This is a genomic window from Sabulicella glaciei (assembly GCF_026183895.1).
Classification (GTDB): Bacteria; Pseudomonadota; Alphaproteobacteria; order Acetobacterales; family Acetobacteraceae; genus Roseococcus; species Roseococcus glaciei.
Map to the genome: position 1 here is coordinate 7,295 of NZ_JAPFQI010000031.1, position 20,961 is coordinate 28,255.

The 20,961-nt window shown below is 67.7% G+C and carries 16 protein-coding genes and 1 pseudogene; 4 read left to right on the forward strand and 13 right to left on the reverse strand.

The annotated features are described in order from the left end of the window. Nucleotides 1-139: 139 nt before the first annotated feature. The 7 genes from OF850_RS21990 to OF850_RS22020 all read right to left on the reverse strand — a co-directional run bounded on the left by OF850_RS21990 (nucleotide 140) and on the right by OF850_RS22020 (nucleotide 11,189). Nucleotides 140-2,533, reverse strand: coding sequence for a heavy metal translocating P-type ATPase (locus tag OF850_RS21990; RefSeq protein WP_301592470.1), 2,394 nt, complete (start codon nucleotides 2,531-2,533; stop codon nucleotides 140-142). 61 nt (nucleotides 2,534-2,594) lie between these two features. Continuing rightward, the gene (locus OF850_RS21995; RefSeq protein ID WP_301592471.1) at nucleotides 2,595-3,062 is read right to left on the reverse strand and encodes a DUF411 domain-containing protein; all 468 of its coding nucleotides are present in this window, start codon (nucleotides 3,060-3,062) and stop codon (nucleotides 2,595-2,597) included. 23 nt (nucleotides 3,063-3,085) lie between these two features. Then, nucleotides 3,086-3,709, reverse strand: a complete 624-nt coding sequence (copM, locus tag OF850_RS22000) for a CopM family metallochaperone (RefSeq protein ID WP_301592472.1) — start codon at nucleotides 3,707-3,709, stop codon at nucleotides 3,086-3,088. A 136-nt stretch (nucleotides 3,710-3,845) separates the two neighbouring features. Beyond that, nucleotides 3,846-5,186 (reverse strand): ATP-binding protein, encoded by a 1,341-nt coding sequence (locus OF850_RS22005; protein ID WP_301592473.1) that lies wholly within the window; start codon nucleotides 5,184-5,186, stop codon nucleotides 3,846-3,848. Then, nucleotides 5,183-5,935 (reverse strand): response regulator transcription factor, encoded by a 753-nt coding sequence (locus OF850_RS22010; RefSeq protein WP_301592474.1) that lies wholly within the window; start codon nucleotides 5,933-5,935, stop codon nucleotides 5,183-5,185. Before OF850_RS22010 ends, OF850_RS22005 begins: the two co-directional genes overlap by 4 nt. A gap of 414 nt (nucleotides 5,936-6,349) precedes the next feature. Beyond that, entirely contained in the window at nucleotides 6,350-9,502 is a 3,153-nt protein-coding gene (locus tag OF850_RS22015; protein ID WP_301592475.1) for an efflux RND transporter permease subunit, read from the reverse strand. Nucleotide 9,503: 1 nt separating this feature from the next. After that, nucleotides 9,504-11,189, reverse strand: coding sequence for an efflux RND transporter periplasmic adaptor subunit (locus OF850_RS22020; protein WP_301592490.1), 1,686 nt, complete (start codon nucleotides 11,187-11,189; stop codon nucleotides 9,504-9,506). Between the two features lie 170 nt (nucleotides 11,190-11,359). On the opposite strand from OF850_RS22020, the pseudogene OF850_RS23880 reads away from it, so the two are divergent. Together OF850_RS23880 and OF850_RS22035 are read left to right on the forward strand one after the other, a co-directional pair. Then, a pseudogene (locus OF850_RS23880) lies at nucleotides 11,360-11,898 on the forward strand (transposase); the annotation flags it as partial. Between the two features lie 348 nt (nucleotides 11,899-12,246). After that, entirely contained in the window at nucleotides 12,247-12,405 is a 159-nt protein-coding gene (locus OF850_RS22035; RefSeq protein WP_301592476.1) for a hypothetical protein, read from the forward strand. Here OF850_RS22035 and OF850_RS23815 read toward each other — a convergent pair. After that, on the reverse strand, nucleotides 12,330-12,536 hold the full coding sequence (locus OF850_RS23815; RefSeq protein WP_368044720.1) for a nickel-binding protein: 207 nt from the start codon (nucleotides 12,534-12,536) through the stop codon (nucleotides 12,330-12,332). The two genes, OF850_RS22035 and OF850_RS23815, sit on opposite strands and share 76 nt — an antisense overlap. A 345-nt stretch (nucleotides 12,537-12,881) precedes the next feature. On the opposite strand from OF850_RS23815, the gene OF850_RS22040 reads away from it, so the two are divergent. Next, entirely contained in the window at nucleotides 12,882-13,514 is a 633-nt protein-coding gene (locus OF850_RS22040) for a DUF1326 domain-containing protein (protein WP_301592477.1), read from the forward strand. A 31-nt stretch (nucleotides 13,515-13,545) separates the two neighbouring features. Beyond that, nucleotides 13,546-14,328 carry a DUF2182 domain-containing protein gene (locus OF850_RS22045; RefSeq protein ID WP_301592478.1) on the forward strand — a complete coding sequence of 261 codons (783 nt, stop codon included), beginning with the start codon at nucleotides 13,546-13,548 and terminating at the stop codon, nucleotides 14,326-14,328. Nucleotides 14,329-14,839: 511 nt separating this feature from the next. On the opposite strand, the gene OF850_RS22050 is transcribed toward OF850_RS22045, so the two are convergent. From OF850_RS22050 to OF850_RS22070, 5 genes are all read right to left on the reverse strand, one after another. Further along, nucleotides 14,840-15,439, reverse strand: coding sequence for a hypothetical protein (locus OF850_RS22050; RefSeq protein WP_301592479.1), 600 nt, complete (start codon nucleotides 15,437-15,439; stop codon nucleotides 14,840-14,842). 87 nt (nucleotides 15,440-15,526) lie between these two features. Beyond that, nucleotides 15,527-16,636: a site-specific integrase gene (locus tag OF850_RS22055; protein ID WP_301592480.1), complete on the reverse strand. Its 1,110-nt coding sequence runs from the start codon at nucleotides 16,634-16,636 to the stop codon at nucleotides 15,527-15,529. Between the two features lie 297 nt (nucleotides 16,637-16,933). Beyond that, a complete protein-coding gene (locus OF850_RS22060) occupies nucleotides 16,934-17,413 on the reverse strand; it encodes a GNAT family N-acetyltransferase (RefSeq protein WP_301592481.1) in 480 nt (159 codons plus the stop codon). A gap of 9 nt (nucleotides 17,414-17,422) precedes the next feature. After that, nucleotides 17,423-17,671, reverse strand: a complete 249-nt coding sequence (locus OF850_RS22065; RefSeq protein WP_301592482.1) for an antitoxin Xre/MbcA/ParS toxin-binding domain-containing protein — start codon at nucleotides 17,669-17,671, stop codon at nucleotides 17,423-17,425. Nucleotides 17,672-18,646: 975 nt separating this feature from the next. After that, entirely contained in the window at nucleotides 18,647-19,753 is a 1,107-nt protein-coding gene (locus OF850_RS22070) for a hypothetical protein (protein WP_301592483.1), read from the reverse strand. Between the last annotated feature and the right edge of the window lie 1,208 nt (nucleotides 19,754-20,961).

A 20,961-nucleotide genomic window follows, 5' to 3' on the forward strand; every position in this document is an offset into this window, starting at 1 on the left:
CCCGCCGGCCTCCCGCCCGCCCGGCTCGTGCCGGCTTCCCTGGGCGCTGGCCCCCCCCCCCCCCCCCCCCCCCCCCCGCTTCTGCATGAACCGTGTGGCTAGCGGGAAGACCAAGGTCGACGGACTCTCATGGAGAGCCCTACCGGTCATCGACCTTGACCGCCCGCAACCGGAGGGAATTCCCGACGACGCTCACCGAGGAGAGTGCCATCGCCGCCGCCGCGATGACAGGGGAGAGCAGGATGCCGAAGACCGGGTAGAGCACACCCGCCGCGATCGGCACCCCGGCGGCATTGTAGGCGAAGGCGAAGAACAGGTTCTCGCGGATGTTGCGCATCACGGCCCGCGACAGGCGCCGTGCGCGCACGATCCCTGTCAGGTCGCCGCCCAGCAGCGTCACGCCCGCGCTCTCGATGGCGACATCCGTGCCGGTTCCCATCGCGATGCCGACCTCGGCCGCCGCCAGGGCCGGGGCGTCGTTGACGCCATCACCCGCCATGGCGACGCGTCGGCCCTCGGCCTTCAGACGCTCGACGATGCGCTGCTTGTCCTCGGGCAGGACTTCCGCCTCGACTTCGGCGATGCCGAGGCGGCGGGCCACGGCCTCGGCAGTGGTCCGGTTGTCGCCCGTCAGCATCACCACGCGGATGCCCTCGGCCCGGAGCCCATCAAGCGCGGCGAGGGTGGTTTCCTTGATGGGGTCGGCAACCGCGATGAGGCCGGCCGGGGCACCATCGAGGGCGACGGAGAACACCGTCGCCCCATCGCCCCGGAGGCGCTCCGCCTCGTCTGCCAGGGCGCCCGGATCCACGCCCAGTTCGACCATGAGGCGGGCGTTGCCGATGGCGGCGCGGCGGCCTTCGACGGTCCCCGTGACACCACGGCCGATCGGGGCATCGAAGCCCTCGACCGCCGGAATGGCGAGGCCACGGGCGGCAGCAGCGCGGACCACCGCCTCCGCCAACGGGTGCTGGCTTGGGCGCTCCAGCCCAGCGGCGAGGCGCAGCAGGTCGCTCTCAGCCACCCCAAGAGCTGGCACCACCGCGACCACCTCTGGCCGCCCCTGCGTGAGGGTGCCCGTCTTATCCACGATCAGGGTGTCGATCCGCTCAAGGCGCTCCAGGGCCTCGGCATTCTTGATGAGCACGCCGGCCTGCGCGCCACGGCCGACCCCCACCATGATCGACATCGGCGTCGCCAAGCCGAGTGCGCAGGGACAAGCGATGATCAGCACCGTCACCGCGGCGATGAGGCCGAAGGCGAGGCGCGGCTCTGGTCCCCAAATGGACCACGCGGCGAAGGCCAGCACCGCAATGAGGACGACCAGCGGCACGAACCAGCCGGACACTTGATCGGCCATGCGCTGGATCGGCGCGCGGGACCGCTGGGCGCCGGCGACCATCCGCACGATCTGGGCAAGCACGGTGTCTTGCCCGACGCGGTCGGTGCGCATGACAAAGGAGCCCTGCCCGTTGAGCGTCCCGCCGATCACCCGCGCGCCGGGGGTCTTCTGCACAGGCACGGGCTCGCCGGAGACCATGCTCTCGTCGACGTTGGACTGGCCTTCCAGCACCTCACCATCCAGCGGCACCTTGTCACCAGGCCGGACGCGCAGGCGGTCCCCCACATGGACATGGGCAAGCGGGATCTCGTCCTCGCTTCCATCGGGTCCGATCCGCCGCGCCGTCGGCGGGGCGAGGTTCAGCAGGGCGCGGATCGCGCCTCCGGTTCGCTCGCGCGCCCGCAGCTCCAGCAACTGCCCCAGAAGCACAAGCACGACGATGACCGCGGCAGCCTCGAAATAAACGGCGACGGAACCGTCTGGTGCCCGGAAGGCACTCGGAAAGATGCCGGGCGCCACGGCGGCCACGACGCTGAAGGCCCAGGCGACACCGGTGCCGAGTGCGATCAGGGTGAACATGTTGAGCGAGCGGTTGCGGAGGCTTGCCCAGCCCCGCTCGAAGAAGGGCCAACCCGCCCACAGAACGACCGGGGTGGCCAGAACGAGCTGGATCCAGTTCCCGATGCGCGGGCCACCGACGAGGTGCATCATGCCCGTGAGATGCCCGCCCATCTCGAGCAGGAAGACGGGTATAGTCAGTGCCAGCCCAATCCAGAAACGACGGGTGAAATCGGCAATCTCCGGGTTTGGCCCCGCCTCTGCCGTCGGCACCTCGGGCTCAAGCGCCATCCCGCAGATCGGGCAGCTGCCCGGCCCGGGCCGGCGGATCTCCGGGTGCATCGGGCAGGTGTAGACGGCGCCGGGCACCACCGGCTCGGCACGCAACGCGGGTTTCGGGTCGGTGTACTTGGCGGGGTCGGCGACGAACTTCGTGCGGCAACCGGCCGAGCAGAAATGGTAGGCGGCGCCGGCATGCTCGGCGTGATGAGCCGTCTTGGCCGGATCGACCATCATCCCGCAGACCGGATCCTTCACCACGCCTGGGGCAGCGGGTGCTCCGCCGCCCGCCCCACCGCCGTGGTGAGGACGGTGGTGATGGCCGTGGTGGGAGTGCGGCTGGTGCTCGGTCATGAGAATTTCCAGTGCAATGCGGCACGGCCGGGCGAAAGTGCGTCAGCGCCCGGCCGGCTGCCTATGCCGGTTGCGTGCCCGTGAAGCGCATGAAGGGCCGGTGCGAGCCGTCCGCCCGCCACGCGATCACGTCATAGGTCTCTGGTGCCTGCCCCGGCACCTCCATGCCTGGGCTACCGACTGGCATGGCTGGGACCGCAAGACCGACGATCCCGGCGGGTCGCTCCGACAGAAGTCGGCGGATGGCGGGGGCAGGCACGTGCCCCTCCAGCACGAAGCCGGCCACCCGCGCCGCATGGCAGGAGAGGAGGTCGGACGGCGTGCCGAGCATGCGCCGGACCGGCGAGACAGAGGCAACGACGCGGTCCTCGACCGTGAACCCCTCGGTCCGGAGGTAGTCCACCCAGGCGGAGCAGCATCCACAATGGGGATCGCGCCAGACCTCGATCTGAGGCGCCTGGGCGGAGGCGGCGAAGCCGGTCGCGCCCCAGGCTGCCGTGCCGAGAATGAAGCTCCTGCGCGAGGTCATGGCCTTCGTCTCCAGCTCTGGTGTCAGCGGTTGGCGGGGCGTTGCAGGAATGCGCGCAGCTCAGCGATCTCACGCTCTTGCTCGCGGGCCACCGCCTCCGCCGTGCGGCGCATCTCGGGATCGCGGCCGTACTGGAGTTGGACCCGTGCCATGTCGATCGCGCCCTGGTGATGCGGGATCATCGCCGCGGCGAAATCGCGGTCGGCATCGCCCGTGAACTGGATTGCCATATCGCGGTGCATCTTCTCGTTCGCGGCCTGCAACGCAGCCGTCGAGGGAGAGGCATCCGCGCCCTGTGCCGGGACGGCACCATGATCATGCGCCCCGCTGCCAGGCTGGACCGGCGCGGCACCGTGACGCATGCCCCCATGGCCCATGCGCCGCATCATCTGGCCGTGCATCTCGGGTGTCATGCGCTGGCGCATCGCACCATAGACCTGCGCCATCTGCTCGGGTGTCAGGTGCTGCATCATCCCCATCATCTGCTCGACCTGTTCGGACGTCGGCGCAGCTTGGTGCGGGGCGGCCTGCGCCGGTGCGGAGCCATGGCCGCCATGGTTCTGCATGCCCTGTGCGACCGCCAAACTGGCGCCTCCAACGGCGAGAACGGCAACAGCGAAGGTGGCCCTGATCGTGGCGCTTGGCACGGCTTGTGTCCTCTGCAGATGTTACGTTGCCATCTTGCGCACGGAGAGCGTCGTTGCTTCTCCGGCTCGTGACATAGTGTTGCAGGAGCGGTTTCCCTGCCCCAGAGCGCTGCCGCGATGGTCGGGGCTGCCTTCGTCATCCCTGAACGCGAGGCAGGATCACGCAGGCGAGCAAGCCGCCTTGCCGGCTTTCATTGAGTTCGAGACGGCCGCCACTCGCCTCCGCGAAGCGTGCGGCGATGGCGAGGCCAAGTCCGCTCCCTCCTCTCCCACGGGCCGCATCGAGTTGCACGAAAGGCTCGAGCGCCCGGTCGCGGTCCGCAGGCGGGATGCCGCGGCCAGCATCAGAGATCTCGACCACGACCCGGCTGCCTTCGTCACGCACCCGGAGGCGTACGGGTGGAGCGCCGTGCGTGATGGCGTTCTCGACCAAGTTGGACAGCGCCCGTTTCGCCGCGAGGCGCCGCAGCGGAAGGACGACGCGGGCCGGCCCCTCATAGGCGACATCGTGGCCCACATCGGCAGCATCCGACGCCAGGGTCTGGAGAATGGCCGCAAGGTCGGTGTGGCGCGTAGGTTCGGCATCGCGCCCCTCCCGGATGTAGTCCAGCGTGCGACCCACCATTGCCTCCATCTCGGCGATGTCGGCCTCCATCCGCTCCCGATCCTCCCCCTCCGGCAGGAAGCCCGCTCGCAGCTTGAGGCGGGAAAGCGGCGTGCGCAGATCATGGCTCATGGAGGCGAGCGTCTCGGTTCGGTCCTCGATCAGGCGGCGGATGCGGTCCTGCATGGCATTGAAGGCTGCTGCCGCGTGTTGCACCTCGCTCGGGCCATCGGTGGGCAGGGGCCTGGTGTGAAGATCACGCCCGATCTTGTCCGCGGCATCGGCGAGGCGGCGCAGGGGGTGGGTGATCCAGCGCACGACGAGCGCCGAGGCGAGCGCGATGCCTAGCGTCATCGCGACCATGGAAGCGAGAACGTTCCCGCCTTCTGGCGCATCGCTGGGCGCGCCGATCCAGTTGGCCGAGAAGACGAGCCAGCCCCCGGCTTCCAGGGGGATGCCGCCCACGGCACGATGGCCCGGCTCGGCTTTGGGGTCCCAGCCGAGCCGGGCACCCGGGCCCAACCGGGTTGCAGCCTCCGCCAGCGGTATGGGCGGCGCGATGTCGGGCAGTGGGGCGACCCGGTCCCAGTGCAGCTCGATGCCTGGGAGGGATAGGGCATGGGCGGCCGCGTCCCGCGACGCTTCCGGCGTGTTCGCGACTGTGGCGGTGGCGGTGGTAAGCCGACCCAACAGGCGCTCCAGGCGCGCCCCGCTTTCAGCGCCGTGGAGCGCCCGCTCGTGGACGACCATGCTTCCGAGGTGCAGCAGCGTGAGGCCGCCGAGGAGAAGAAGGGTGATGCGGCCTGCGAGGCTGCCGGGCCACAGCCAGCGGACCCCACGGGGGCGAGCCTCACCGCCGCCGCTTGTGCTCATGCCCGCGCCACTTCCGCGACGAAGACGTAGCCTGCGCCGCGGACGGTCTTGATCAGGGACGGGCTTCCCTCCTCGGGCTCGATCTTCCGGCGGAGGCGGCTGACCTGGACATCCACCGTGCGGTCGAAAGGATCGACGCCGACGCGGCGCTTGGCCACCTCCAGCAGTTGCTCGCGCGAAAGAACCCGGCCCGGGTGCTCAAGGAAGGCCAGCAGCAGATCATATTCCGCGCCCGACAGGTCAACGACCGCACCATCCGGCGAGGTCAACTCGCGCCGGGCGGCGTCGAGCACCCAGCCAGCGAAGGTCAGGTGGCGAGAGCGGGGGTCGCGTTCGACCTCGGCTGGGGCGGCCCGCCGCAGCACCGCCCGGATGCGGGCGACGAGTTCCCGGGGCGCAAAGGGCTTCGCCACGTAGTCATCGGCACCCAGCTCCAGGCCCAGGACGCGGTCCATCTCCTCGCCCCGCGCCGTGAGCATCATCACCGGGATGCGGCCGCGTTCGCGTAGCTTCCGGAGGAGGTCGAGGCCGGAGCTTCCGGGCAGCATCACGTCCAGCAGAACGAGGTCGGGCTCCCCAGCCGCGCTTTCCATCACCTCCCACATCTCCCGTCCGTCGCGGGCGAGCGAGACGCGATATCCAGCCTCGCGCAGGAGACGCGCGACGAGCTGGCGCATCTCGCCATCGTCCTCCACGACGAGTAGATGCGCCTCCGGGTCGAGGAGGCGGCGCTCCGACGCCTCGTTCATTGCATGGGGTCAGCCGGGGTGAACCGAGCCTGGACACGAGCAACACCCGGCCGCGGCACGACCTGAACCACAACCCGTAAGCTCGGCGTCGCCTTGAACTCGCCTGCCGCAACGAGCGCAGTGCCGTCGGGCCGGGGGGCAAGAGGCAGGGTCTGCTGGCGCCCTTCGGACAGGACGATCGCGGTGCCCGACGCCTCTCGCATTGCAACTGGACGGTCGTTGTGGTCGAGCAGAAACAGAGTGATTTCGCCGTCCCGTGCGACCAACTCGCCGTGATAAGGCCCCACATCCTGGAGCTGGCCGCCATTCGGGCCGCGCGTCCCGGCGGGGACGTGAGCCGAGGCAATGGTAGGAACCAGGACGCTGAATGCGCCAAGAATGCTTCGCCGAGTGACCACTTTGATCTTCCCTCCGTCAGTATGTGTCTGCTGTTGCGTGTGAACGAGAGCCGGTCTGAACGGTCCGTTCGGATGCCTCGGCACGCAAACGCTCAAGCGCGGTTCGGCCGAAGCGATGAAAGAGGATGGGCGTCACCAACGTATCCAGCAGCGTGGCGCTTATGAGGCCACCTAGGATCGTGACCGCAACCGGATGAAGGATCTCCTTCCCGGGCGCTTCCGCCCCCACCGCAAGCGGAATGAGGGCCAATCCCGCCGACAGTGCCGTCATGAGCACCGGCGTAAGCCGCTCCGCGCTGCCTCGCAAGACCAGCCCGAGCCCCCATCGTTCGCCCTCATGGAGAGCGAGGTTGAGGTAGTGGCTCACCTTCAGGATGCCGTTGCGCGTGGTGATGCCTGTCAGCGTTACGAAGCCGACCATCGTCGCGACCGAGAGGGGCTGGCCGGTGATCCAGAGCGCGGCCACCGCCCCGATCAGGGCCAGCGGCACGTTCCCCATAATGATCGCAGCCAGCATGGCCGAGCGGTAGCGCGAATAGAGCACGATAAAGATGAGCGAGAGCGAGACGACAGCGAGGACCGCAATGGTCTGCATCGCCTCTTCTTGGGCCTGGAAGGTGCCTTCGAGGCTGGTGGTATAGCCGGGCGGCATAGGAACGGCAGCAATCTCGGCCCGGATCGCCGCCACTGCAGCCGACATATCGGTGCCGGGCGCGGTATTGGCGAGCACGACCATTCGGCGCCTTGCGCCCTCTCGCAGTATCTGATTTGGCCCGTCGGCCTCCTCCACCCGAGCCAGCAGGCGTAGCGGCACCCGCCCGCCCGGCGTCTCCACCAGTGCTTCAGCGAGACGAGCCGTGGTGCGGTCCTCGTCGGCGAGGCGCAGGACCACGTCGAAGCGGCGGGCGCCGTCCATGATCTGACTGACGACGGCGCCGCCTGTGAGCGCCTCCAGCGTCTCGGTCAGGCTGGCTGCGGAGACGCCGTAGAGGGCGGCCCGCTCGTGATCGACCGCGATGCGGAGCTGCGGCACGCGCACCTGCCGTTCGAGCTGAAGATCAGTGAGCCCCGACACGTTCGCGGCCAACCGTGCCCGCAGCGTCTCCGACAAGGTCCGCAGCGTGTCGAGGTCGTCGCCGAAGACCTTCAGCGCGATCTGCGCCCGGACGCCCGAGAGCATGTGGTCCAGCCTGTGGCTGATGGGCTGGCCGATGTTGACGGCTGCCGGCAAGGCGGACAGGCGCGCACGGATATCGGCGAGCACCTCCCCCCGCGGCCGCGCACCCTCGCGAAGATCGAGGTCGATCTCGGAGGAGTGGACGCCCTCCGCGTGCTCGTCGAGTTCGGCCCGGCCGGTTCGGCGTCCAACGCCCTTGACCTCCGGGACCTCCAGCAGAAGCCGCTCCGCCACGCGACCCAAGGCATCGCTCTGCGCAAGCGAGATGCCGGGCTGGTAGGTAACGCTGATGACCAGCGTCCCCTCGTTGAAGGGCGGCAGGAAGGTCCGAGGCAGGAAGGGCACGCTCGCCGCGGCTAGCGCCACGCCCGCAGCGGCCACGCCGAGAACGAAGGAGCGGTGCCCGAAGGCCCACCGCAATGCACGGTCGTTGCCTGCCTTGAGCTTCCGTACCAGCCAGCCGTCATGCTTGCCCATCTGACGCATCCGGGGCAGCAGCCAGTAGGACAGCACCGGCGTGACGGTGACCGCTACGAGCAGCGAGCAGAGGATCGAGACGATGTAGGCCACCCCAAGGGGCGCGAAGAGCCGCCCTTCGATGCCGGAAAGCGCGAAGAGCGGGATGAAGACTAGGACGATGATGAGCGTGGCGTAGACGATGCCCGACCTCACCTCGGAGCTGGCGTGCGCGACGACCGAGAGGACCGGCTCCGGCTCCCCGCGCTCGCGGTTCTCGCGGAGGCGGCGGAAGATGTTTTCGACATCCACCACGGCGTCGTCCACCAGTTCGCCGACGGCGATGGCGATGCCGCCGAGCGTCATTGTGTTGATGGAGAGGCCGAAGGCGGCGAAGACGATCGCGGTGAGCAGAATGGAAAGCGGGATCGCCGTCAGGGAAATGAAGGTCGTCCGGGTGTTGAGCAGGAAGGTGAAAAGCACCACTGCGACGACTGCGAAGGCTTCCACCAATACCTGCTGCAAGTTGGCGATCGACTGCTCAATGAAGTCGGCCTGACGGAACTTTACCCGATCGGCGGCAACGCCTCGCGGCATTCCTGCCTGCAATTCCCGCAGCGCCGCCTCGACCGCACGGGTCAGGCGGATCGTGTCAGCCCCGGGTTGCTTGGCGATGGCGAGGATCACGGCGGGCGTGCCATCCACCCCCGCCTCGCCGCGTTTAAAGCGCGCACCGTAGCCGACCTCCGCCACCTGCCGGAGCGCGATGGGTTGCCCCTCGCGGAAGCCGACCGTGGCATTGCGCAAATCCTCGAGCGAGGTCGTGCGACCGATGTTGCGGATCAGGTACTCGCGCCCCGCCTGGTCCACATAGCCCCCGCCGGCGTTGACGCCGAACTGGCGCAAGGCGGTGGCGAGCTGGTCATAGGTGATTTCGAGCGCATGGAGACGGTCGAGGTCAGGCATGACCCGGAACTGCCGGACCTCTCCCCCGATTGGGATCACCTGGCTGATGCCGGGGATGGTCAGCAAGCGGGGGCGCATCACCCAGTCCGCCAGCTCGCGCAGCTGCATCGGGGAAACGGAGCCGTCCTGGGGCGCCGTCATGGCAACCAGCATGATCTCCCCCATGATGGAGGAAACGGGCGCCATGGCGGGAAGCACCCGTGGCGGCAACTGGGACTGGATCTGTCCGAGCCGCTCCGAGACCTGCTGGCGTGCGCGCCAGATGTCCGCACCCCAGTCGAACTCGATGAAGACGATGGAGAGCCCGACCGAGGATACAGATCGGACGCGGGTGACCCCCGGAAGACCGTTCACGGCCGTCTCGATTGGGAAGGAAACGAGCTGCTCCACCTCCTCCGGCGCGAAGCCTTCGGCCTCGGTCATCAGGGTGACGGTGGGCTTGTTGAGGTCGGGGAACACATCGACCGGCATGCGGGAGAGCGTCCACGCGCCATAGCCCGAGACCAGCAAGGCCACGGCCAGGACGAAGATCCGGTTCCGAAGCGAGAAGCCAACGATAGCGTTGAACATGTCAGCGCACCTGGGCGATCAGGCCGGCGCCCTGGACGACGACGCGGCGGCCGGCATCGAGGCCGGCCGTCACCACCACCCGAGTTCCGTCGAGCGGCTGCACCCGGACCTGCCGGGGGACGAAGCGCTCGGCGCTCGCGTGCTCGAAGACGACCGGCGGGCCCTCGGCGGAGCGGACCACGGAGTCGGCTGGCAGGACGATGCCCTGGACGGCCCGGGCGGTGCGCAGCGTGACAAGCAAGGACGCGCCGATGGGCGCATCCGCGGGTGGGTTCACGACCCGGAAGTTCACCGGCACGGCCTGTTGCCGCACGGTCAGCCCGCGGCCGACGAAGGCCAGCTCGATGACCCGGCCGTCCGTGAGGGTGGCACTCGCGCCCGTGATCTGGTCGAGCGCCGCACGTTCGAAGGCCAGGGCCTCCACCCAGAGCCGCGACGGATCGACGATGTCGAACACGGTGGCGGCGCTGTCCACGAGCTGCCCAACCGCGCCGCGCACGGTGGAGACGACGCCAGAGACCGGGGCGACCAGCGGCTCTCGCCCCGAAAGTGCCGGCTGGATCGCAGTCCGGCGCTGCCGCGCACCGGCGAGTTCGGTCTGGGCGTCCTGGATCTCGCGCTCCGCGACGGTCCCGCGGAGCGTGGTCAGGCGGCGGACGCGGGCCTCAAGGATAGTGATCTGCGCGTCGAGTTCGGCGGCGTTCTGGATCAGGCCGCCGCGCTCGGCCGCGGTGTAGGTGGGCACGACATAGGCGAGGACCTGCCCGCGCTCGACACGCTGGCCAAGCGTCGGGAAGCCACGGTCGCCCGGCTCGAGGCGACCTGTCTGGCTCGGCTGCACTCGGCCGGACGCGTTGGGATCAGGCACAAGCGTGCCAATCATACGGACGGAGGCGGAGGCCTCGCCGGCCTCGGTCATCTGGGTGCGGATCGTGAGCAGGCGCTGAGAGGCTTTCGGGACGAAGATCGCGCCGTCATCGAGACGGCGGGAGGCCTCGGAAGGTACGGCTGTACCGGGCACAGCAGGGCTTGCGAGGGCCGGTGCCGAGGCGATCGCCGCGATGAGGCTGAGCGCGGCGACACGTCGGGGTACGGCCGGCTTTTGGGTCGCCGGAATTGGCTCGGGCTGGGCTGGGGCTTCTTCGATCAGCGGGGGCAGCGGGCGGCGGACGGAGCCGCGACCGACCAAGACGCCAAGAAGCAGGAGCCCGGCACCGATCCCCAGCTGCACGGGCAGCTCGCGGAGGAAACCAAGCAGCTCAATCGCCGGACCGGCCGCGGCTGGCACATCCGGCACCTGCAGCGTCGCGGTCAGGAGATCCATTTCGTCACCTGCGGTGACAGTGAAAACGATGTCGCGCTGGCCAGGCTGGGCTAGGAGGGCGTGGCGCGCGACAAAGAGGCCGAGCCCCTGTCGCTGTGCAGTGATCTCTTGCCCATCGAGGGAAAGGGTCACGGCACCATCCAGCGGTGCGTTGTCCGAGAACCGATCGAGCCAAATCGTGACGGTCCCGTCGGGACCGAGGACGGCCACGAGTTCGAAGAGGTCGCTCTGCGCCTCCGTCCGAGGCAGGGCGGTGGCGACGGCCTGTGACGGACCGTGGTCGTGCCCCTCATGCGCCTGAGCAGTGGGCGTTCCGGCGAGGGAGACCAGGGCGACGAGGCAGAGGATGAGGAGAAGGCGCATCAAGGAACTCCCAGATGCTCCACCCATGCACTGGGAGATGCGACAGGTCCGCTCGGCTGTGTGACATAGTGTGTCAACAAGTCCGGCGCATCGGCCTCACGTCATGGGGAAGTCCGTTCTAACAGCCTGTCAGATTTCCATCGGGCCTGAGATCGGCGAATCTGCTCGTCATGACGCAGTTCATTCCGTTCAGCCGTGACCAGGCCTTCCTGCTGCCACCTGACGCGAAGGACTGGCTGCCGTTGGACGACGTGGCGCACTTCGTCGTGGCGGCCGTGGATCGGGTGTCGCTCGACGCCTTCGCCGTGCGCCCGATCCACAACGGCAAGGCGCAGTATCATCCGTGCCTGCTGCTGGCGCTGCTGATCTACGCCAACCGCATCTTTTCGTCGCGCCGCATCGAGCGGGCGACGCATCGTGACATCGACGTGCGCTACGTGGCGGCGAACCTGCATCCCGATCACGACACCATCGCCGCCTTCCGCCGCGCCAATCGCGCCGCGTTCGAGACCGCCTTCCTGCAGGTGCTGCTGATCGCGCGGGAGGCCGGGCTGCTGCGGCTCGGGACCGTGGCGATCTTGATGCCAATGCCTCCAAGATCCGCTCAATGCGCACCGACCGGGCGAAGGAATTGCGTGCAATACTCGCCGCAGACGTCGCCGAGGCCCAGCCCGATCCGCAGGTTGTGCCCGCCGAGATCGCCCGCAAGACCCCGCGCCGCATCGCCGAACCCTGACGCCTCGCCATGCAGGCCTAGCTGGAGACCCCCGATGGCAAAGTCCGCTACGCCCACCGAAAGCAGACCGTCGACCCGTCTTCGGCATCATCAAAGCTGCCATCGGCTTCATCCGCTTCCATCTCCGCGGCCTCGCCCAGGTCACCAGCGAGTGGACGTTGGTCGCGCTCGCCCACAACTGCCGCAGGCTTCAACGCCTGTGGCTGGCAACATAGCGCGCAACTCGAATGGCCCGCCGCCAGCAAACCCAAACCCGACAAGTTGCTAGTGTCCTAATCGCGAATTCCTTACGATTCTGATGGTGATCGTGGGGATGCGGCGATGAGCAAGTCGGCGGTGGCGATCGATCTGACGGCAGCGGAGCGGCGCGAGCTGGAATCGTTGGCCCGCGCCTATCGGACCGGTCAGTCCATGGCGCGCCGGGCGCGAATCGTGCTGGCGGCAGCAGCGGGCCTAGAGAACAAGGCGATCTGCACGTAGCTCTCAACCCACTGGATGTCGGGGCCCGTGGCACGAAGCACATCACAGGAGGTCTTTGCCGCCCCCCTCATGTCTTGGGCTGACGCTGCGCCCACCCCGGCCATCTCCCGCTCGATGATGAACTTTGGCATTCCTCGCCTCCGGTTCTCGATGTGGGACGGCGCCAGGCACCTCCTCTCCTTCGCGCGCTAAGCACGTTGCAAACCTATTCTCCTCGTCTCCCCTGGCGCAAAGCAATTTCCCGTGACGCGCTGCGGCTTGGCGGCTTCGCCCATAACGCCTTCGCAAGGTCAGCAGCCCCCTGATGCCGCCGGCCGCGCACAAAAGCATTGCCTGCCCCGAGCCAGGGGCCATAGCATCCCGACGCGGTCGGCCCTGCGCTGGATCCTGCTGAACCCCCTGCGCGGCCCGGCGCCTGACCGCCCGCTCCATCCGGCAGCGACGCAAGCGTCGCGCCAGGCAAGGGAGGTCGTGACATGCAAGGCAATGATTGGCGTCTCCAGGGCGACTGGATCAAGAATTGCAGCTGCGCCTTCGGCTGCCCCTGCGACTTCAACGCCCCGCCCACCCAGGGCTGGTGCAAGGGCATGCTGGGAATGCGGATCGAGCGCGGGCTTTTCGGTGAGACGCGCCTCGACGGGCTCAGCTTCTTCGTCGTGGTGGATTTCCCGGGCCCCCTCCACGAGGGGAACGGCGCCGCGCAGGCCATCATCGACGAGCGCGCCACGCCCGAGCAGCGCGACGCCCTCCTCCAGATCATGTCGGGCAAGAACTCGGCCGAGGGCACGCTGTTCCACATCTTCAGCCTGATCTGCTCGACGATGCACGACCCAATCTTCGCGCCCATCGAGGTCGCGTTCGACATGGACGGGCGCACGGCCCGCGTCTCCATTCCCGGAGTGCTCGAAACCGAGACCCAGCCCATCCGCAACCCGGTCTCCGGCGCGCCGCACCGCATCCAGGTCGTGATGCCGGAGGGGTTCGAGCACATCAAGGCCGAGATCGCGAGCGCGCGCCTCGAAAGCACGGGCGCCATCAAGTTCAGCGTGGCGGAGGGCCACAGTTCGCTCGCGCGGGTCGAGCAGACCCCCGAGGGCGTGGCCGCCTGAGGCGCGGGGGCGCCCGAGCGGGAGCCGGAGCATGAGCGGGGCGGGAACGCTGGACCGGGTGCTGCGCCGAGACAGGGTCGTCGCTTCCCTCGCCCTTGCCGTCGTCGCCCTGCTGGCCTGGGCGTACCTGGTCCTGATGGCCGGGATGCCGATGGACATGGCCGCCATGGCCGCGCCCGCCCCCGCGGCGTGGTCGGCTGGCCATGCCGCGATGATGCTGCTCATGTGGGCGCTGATGATGCTGGCGATGATGCTGCCGAGCGCCGCGCCCATGATCCTGCTCTACGGCATGCTCACCCGCCGCCAGCATCCGGGGGACGGCTCGGTGGGCGGAAGGGTCCTCCTTTTCGCGGCCGGGTACGTCGCCGTGTGGTCCGGTTTCGCGGTGGCCGCCACTGCGCTGCAATGGGCGCTGGAGCGCGCCATGCTGCTCTCCCCCGCCATGGCGACGGGCAGCGCGGCGCTCGCGAGCGCCCTTTTCGTCGCGGCGGGCGCCTACCAGTTCACGCCGCTCAAGCAGGCCTGCCTCCGCCGCTGCCGCTCGCCCCTGGAGTTCCTCGCCGGCCACTGGCGCTCGGGTGCCGCCGGAGCCTGGGCGATGGGGCTGCGCCACGGGGCCTTCTGCGTGGGGTGCTGCTGGGTGATCATGGGGCTGCTCTTCGTGGGCGGCGTGATGAACCTGGCTTGGATCGCCGCCCTCGCCCTGCTCGTCCTGGCCGAGAAGATCCTGCCTGGCGGGCGCCTGCTGGGCCACGCGATGGGGGCAGGCCTCATCGCCTGGGGTGCGCTGGGGATGCTGACAGCCTTCGTGTGATGGTCGCCGTGCTTGGCCAGTTCCACAGCGGACACCGCTTCTGGCCTGGAGCGCCGAGCGGTAAAAGCGCTTTCCCAGGTCCGACGCACCCTGCGCATCTGGTCGCGGGGTCGCTGATCGCTTCGAGGGGGGCAGACACGATTTACGGAAGGCAAAGGCATACTCGAGACTGCCCAGCTTATTATGCATCACTCCAGCTGTCTTCGCGCAGCCGGAGTTGAGGAGCAGCCAGAGCTGGACGACGCGTCCGAAGCCACGACAGAAACAGCGGCGCCTTCACCCGAGGTGCCTGCCCCGCCGCAACGTCGGCCGCGCGGGCCGGTCCATGATCCGCGGCAGTTTAAGCTGGAGTTCTGACGGTACCCAGACGCGTCGGTGAAGAGGGCCATACCTTGCCGTCCGAGATCCGCCCGGCCTGTGCGGCGCTGCCGCCGTACCCCCTGCCCTCTGCGAGAAAGTACGCGACTATGCGCGTAGGGCTTCGGTCGAAGCGACCAAGAGCGCCTATCCTTCAAGCTGCCTTCCATCCAGGCGCGGCTGGCGGCTCCAGTGATGCGGCGGCCTTCCTTTTGACAGGCCCAGCATCCTGACGAAGCTCAGGCCACTCCACCTGGAAAGACAGCCGGAAGCGGAGCGCGGGCCATTCTTGTCGCAGCTTCTTAATCGCCTGCCAGGGCGACCAGTCGGCCGACCAAAAGCGATATCGGGCGAGGAACTGGCCTGGGGGCAACGTTTTCCTTTCTTCCTTCACAAGTGGCACCTCCTCGACTCGACGCAGCGTCCAGGTGGTGCCCCAGTTCTCCCACATCCACCGAATAGCCTTTGGGTCGTCCGGCCCGAGCTGCAGGACTGGCCAAGGGATTGGCACCAGGCTGTGCAGATCAAAGGGGCAGTCGGTGCGCACACCCACGGCGGAGTGCACAAGGTCGGTCCCATCGCGGATCCAGTCGCGGAACTCACGCGCCAGCATCTTGGAGCCCTCCAGCCCAACCGACCGGCGCTCGGGGGGTTGCTGCAACAGCAGCGCCACCAACTCCTGCTCGATCTGGTCGTAGTCCAGCACCCAGGGAACGGCGCCACAGCCCCGCGCGGCAAAGCGAAAGGCGCGCACGCGCTCCTCCGGCCCCAAAACGCTCAGGCGATTGTAGACCCAATCCGGATGCCCGCAGCGCACCCCTACCCTACCCTGCTCTGCTGCTCACAGGCCGAGCTTGCCCGCGACCGAGCCCGAGACGATCTTCGCGCGGCGGACGTAGCGGCGCATGGTGGTCACGTCCTTGTGCCGCGAGTGGCCCATGATGCTCTCGTCGTCGATGCCCTGCTTGTAGGCCTCGGTGATGAAGCCCGCGCGCAGGCTGTGCGCCGAGATCGGCTCCAGCGAGGTGCTCTCGATCCCCGCTTCCCCCGCGACGTGCTTGACCATCCTGCGTACGGCCTCGCCCGAAAGCGCACGGGGTTCGGGGATGCCCCTGGCCGAGACTGGGACGAACAGCGGCCCGTAGCGGATGTCGGCCGCGCGCATCCACTCTTCAACGGCCCGCACCGGGCAGGTGTCCCTCCCCTTCCCGCGCGGGATGCCGATCTCGGTCGGCCGCTCGCGCTCGCCCTTGGACCGGATGAGCCGGACCACCAGCCCCTCCCCGCGCAGCTCGATATGGTTCCAGGACTCATCGCTCCGCCGGGGGAGGTCGGCGCGCAGCGAGACGATCTCAGAGCGGCGCAGAGCACCGGCCCAGCCGAGCAGGATGATCGCCCGGTTGCGCAGGCCCGCAATGCCGCCCCCCGCCTTCTTCAGCATCTTCTGGATGTCGGCGAGCATCAGAGCGGAGGCCTGGCGCTGGGGACGGGCTTCCTCGGCGACGCCGCGCACCGCGCCCGCCACCAAGGGATGGCGGACGTCCAGGGGATGGCCGGCCAGGCGATGCACCCAAGCGATGCCAGCGAGGCGGCGCCGGATCGTGGCCGGCTCAGCGTTCCGCTGGTCGCGCAGCCACGAGACAAAGGCCGCAAGCCCGGCCGGGTCGGCGGGGAGCGGCGACACCCCGAGGATGGGCGCGGCGTGGCACCAGACCGACCAGTCGGTGCGGTAGGCGCGCAAGGTGTTGTCGGCCTTCGAGGTGGAGAGGCGGGCCAGGGCCGCCTGCAACGCGCGCTCCCCCTCGGGCGACAATCCCTTCGGCACTTCGAGACGCATCGGCGGCAGCGGCACTTCGACGAACTCGCGCTCCCGCCCGCCCCAGCGGCGATAGGTGGACCGACGCTGCCCCACCGGCACCACGGCGCCTTGTGTGCGCCTCTCGTCACTCATGAGCGGCTGCCTTGGCTGTCACCAAGCCCTGGGCGCGCCCCCGCGCGTCCGTCCCCCTGTTCCCCAACGTCTTCCCCTTGAGCGTGTCGAGTGATTCCGAGCGATTTCAACGACTTGAGCCGTGCCACAGTAGCACGCGTTTCTTGTCGTCGCCTAGGGTTGGATAACCTTTCTTATTGCACGGTTTGCACAAGCTGCCTCATTTGAGAGTTGCAAGTCGGAACAAGGACTGGCCCTTTCGAAAGGGCCAGTTTTCCCGCTTGGGGGGGCCGCTCCGCCGCCCGTGGATGGTCTCTGTTACGCGAGCCGGAGAATATAGACGCCGTAAGGCACGCCATAGATCGACAGCGCGTCCCGAAAGCGCTCGAAGCCCATTCTGAGATACATGCGCAGGGCGATGCTCATGACTGGGGTCGTGTGGAGCGCGATCACCGGCGAGCGGTCGCGCCTTGCACGGGCGATGCATTCCTCGGTCAACAAGCGGCCGAGGCCGCGTCCCCTTGCCTGGGGATCGACGACCAACATGCGGATGATCGGCCAATGCGGGTCAAAGTATGCCGCCTTGGCCGCACCAGCTGGCACGTAGGCCACCCCTCCCACGATTTCCCCGTGGTCCTCGGCAACGATGATCTCGCTCGTTTGCGAAAGCACACTCATACGGCCGATACTCGCCGCCATCGCAGGCCAGTCATCGTAGGCCTCATGGAACTGCCGGAAAGCAGCGAGGGCCACCTGGTTAAGACGCGCGGCGTCCTCATCCCGGTACTCGCGCAACATGCCCTAGCCTTAGACCGCGATGCCGTGCTTCAGCCGCCCGAGGATTCGCAGCACCCGCTCCGCGCCCTCGGGGGAGCTAAGGGCGACCGCAAAAGACGTCGCGTCTCCCAGCAGCATGTGCGGGCGCAGGAGAAAGGCCCTCGCCTCCTCCTCCAGGCGCCACGTGTCCATCGCCGCGACGAGCACCGGCTCCAGCCGGGCACGCGCTTCATCCGACAGAGGCGTGAGGCCGAGCGTCTGGGCGATCTCGTCGAGCATCCCATCCGAGGGGCGAGGACGCGCAGGGCCTTCCTGGCCGTTCCAGTCGGTGAGAGTGCCCCTTGGCACACTCCCCTTCAGGGCGAGCAGCCTGGCGCCGAAGTCGTCCTTCTGAGGGTGCGGCGGCGACTTTCGGTCGTGTGGCATGGAGAGAACCTAGGTGTCGCTCCTTCATCCTGGAAGCACCTTCTTCGGCTTCTCGCGATGCCCTTCCCTGCAGCGAACGCCATCGTGGACACCGCTCTTTATTGCGACCAAGCGTGATGACTTGGCCTTTGCGTCTAGGCCCTGCCCGGAGAGAAGCTGGGTGGGTCGCTCGCCGGGAAGGACTGGTCCGAGGCCTCGTCCACCTCGTCCCATTTCCGAGGCGGTGCGTGCATTGCCTCAGGCCCCGCCGACCGCACATGGCTGTAGCGCCGGACCGGGCCATGCCGGTCTTCACCGGAATCTGTCGTCGTTTGGCCACGTCGTCCCGTCAGGATCGTGAGAATCAGGAGGATCGTGGCGCCGGCAACCAAGCCCGCGATCCATACTCCATTGTGCCGTTGCATCGTTGCGCTCCCTCCCGGGCCGGCCCGCCTGGGGCTAGGGCCGTAAGGCTCTTGAACGGGAGAGCCTCGCAAAGGGTTGGCCACCTCGCCTGCTCGGTCAGGGGGCCGTCCTGTGGTCTCTGTGGATCCGCAAAGCTTTGGCTACAAGCGTCCCGCCCAAAGTCCGGATCGCGCACGACCTGTGTCGACGCTCGAGGCATCCGACATCTTCAGCTTTCTGGAACAGGCGGGCCGGTAGGGTCGGTGTCTCCGGGGTCCAGCTGCGACGGTGCCGGTAAATCCGGAGCAGCAAAGCGATATCGACTGGGCCTTGCGAAATAGACGACAGCAGCCGCAAGTCCCTTTCCTTTCGCTGTCCGCCTTGCCCCATGGGCGATGCGCGACGTGGCGCTCGGACTCTGGCCAAGTCTGCTAGATCACCCCGTCAAACATCTTCCTCGGCCTCGGCATCGCCCTCCACGAGTGCGGCCGCTGCGGGAGAGCGTGAAGCGCGCAAGCGGCTCATTTGCGGCGCGGAGATCGGCGCGAACCCATCAGCAGGAGCGCGCCCGCTGGTAAGGGCCGCGAAGGCCTCCTTGTTCTCGCGGGCAATGCGGCTGGAGGCGTGGATCTTGGCCATGAAGTCGGGCGAGGCTGACATGGTGAAGAGCAGGTCGACCTTCTTCTGGCCCTCCATCAACTCCTCCGTCTCGACGTGGTCGAGCACCCCGGCATCCTTGAGCACATCCACGGCCTGAGCCACGCGCCTGAGAAGATTGCGGGTGGTCTTCCAGATCGGCATGCCGGAGTCCCGGCGAATCTCGCTGGCTAAGATCTGCTGGACAGGCTGGCGGGTGTGGCTGACCTGGTTGTGCAGCCGCTTCAGCAGCCAGCGCGCGACGGGGTCACGGATCGTCATCAGCGTCTCGTAATCCACCTGGGTGAACTCCAGGAGACGGATCGCATCGCTGACGAGCGGGTTGAACTCGACAAAGGTCTCGCCGTCATCGGAGTCTTTGCGCCTGAACCCCAGCACCGGAAAGGCTGCAGAGGAGAGGACCGGTGAGCCCTTGGCGTCGAGGTCCTGAATCACGAGCCGCACCTCGGACAACAAGGTAATGGCTTCCTGAATCTCGTAATAGGAGTGGGCGTGCCGAACGCGCTTCAGTTCGGTGCGGACCTCGTGCAACGAGAAGGTGAAGCGGACCTTCTGATGGTGAATGGCCAGTCGGCCTCGCTTGCTGGCCAGACGCCGGATGACCTCCTCGACGATCTGCTCGCGCTCCGACAAAAACCGCTCTTGGATGGTGCCATCCTGGGCGCGGATTTGAGTGGGCTTCAGCGTGATGCGGTACCGCTTCTGCCCGAATGAAAACTCGCGCTCGATCATACGGCTGCGCCCTTGAAGCGCATCGCGGTCCTCGAACACGAACCGGGGGGCCATGTCGTATAGCGCCACCATGTTGGTACGATTCGGGTCATCGGTTTCCCAGAGCGCAAGCTGGGCGTGGCTGGCGGAAACGGAGTAGCGCCGAACCGGAGACTTGCTCATCGGAATCCTCCTGTCCGTCCTTACCCTGTTTTGAGGGCATTGGTGGAGACCGAACGCCCCGGATCGCCGCTCTGGTGGAGGGGTTCTCGGCTCGTCTCGGTAGGTTTGCGGTGCACTTCGGTAGGTTTGCCGTGCAGCTCAGTAGGTTTGCGGTGCGGGTCAGGTAGGTTTGCGGTGCGGCTCAGCCTCATCGGAGGCCTTGGGACGGTAGGTTTGCGGTGCGCCGGGCCCGCGATGGAGGTCCGTGGGTGTCTCAAAGACGCGTTCCGCGGCCAGCCAGGGCACTCAAGGGAACGCCCAGAGTGGATCGCGGCGCGATCCCCACCCCCGACGACTCGAAGGGTGAACCACCACCTGCCAGGAGGTTTCCGGTGCATTGGCAGTAGGTTTCTGGTGCGGGGGCATGCACGTGCGAGGCAGGACAGGAGGTTTGCGGTGCACCAGCGGTAGGTTTCTGGTGCAGCTGCGGACCGGACTCGCCGGAAAAGGTAGGTTTCCGGTGCAGCACGGTAGGTTTGCGGTGCAGCCAGAGCCTCCTTCAAGCAGGCAGGTGGTAGGTTTGCGGTTCACCTCGAACAGGAATTTCGATGCGCTTCGCCGCAGATCCATCGCTGTTTCCTTGAACGGGCTGAATGGCGGCTCGGCTGAGGAGGCTCGTGGGCCTGACTGGTCAGCCAGGAGGGTTCGTGGTCGATCCAGGGAGTTCCGGTAGGTTTCCGGTGCAGCTGGCTCAGACGGTAGGTTTCTGGTGCAGGGGGCTAATCGCTGCGGTAGGTTCGCGGTGCACCTTGTCGTCTAGAGCGCAATTGCGATCGCTAAGATGCTGTTTTCAGGATCTTTCTGAGGGTGGCTCGCAGCACTCCGCACCGACCCGGAAGAGGGAGGTATGGGATACCGGGCTGCTTGCTTCCAAAATGGCGATCGAGCCGAGTGACCAGACCGAGTCTCATGCTGGCTCGAGCGATAGCCGCACCGGAAACCTACCTTGGTGCATGGCGAACCTACTCAGGCCGCATCGCAAACCTACTGCGCTGCACCGCTAACCTCCTCTGGTGCACGGCAAACCTACCAAGCGGGCTTTGCCCCCTCCCCTCGCCCGTCGTTTCTTCGCTTCAAAGACCCCCTCGGGGGCCCCGCGAGGAGATGTGGCATGGAACAAGCAGACGCAGGCGCATCACGATGGGGAAAAGTCCCCGTCTGGTGGCTTC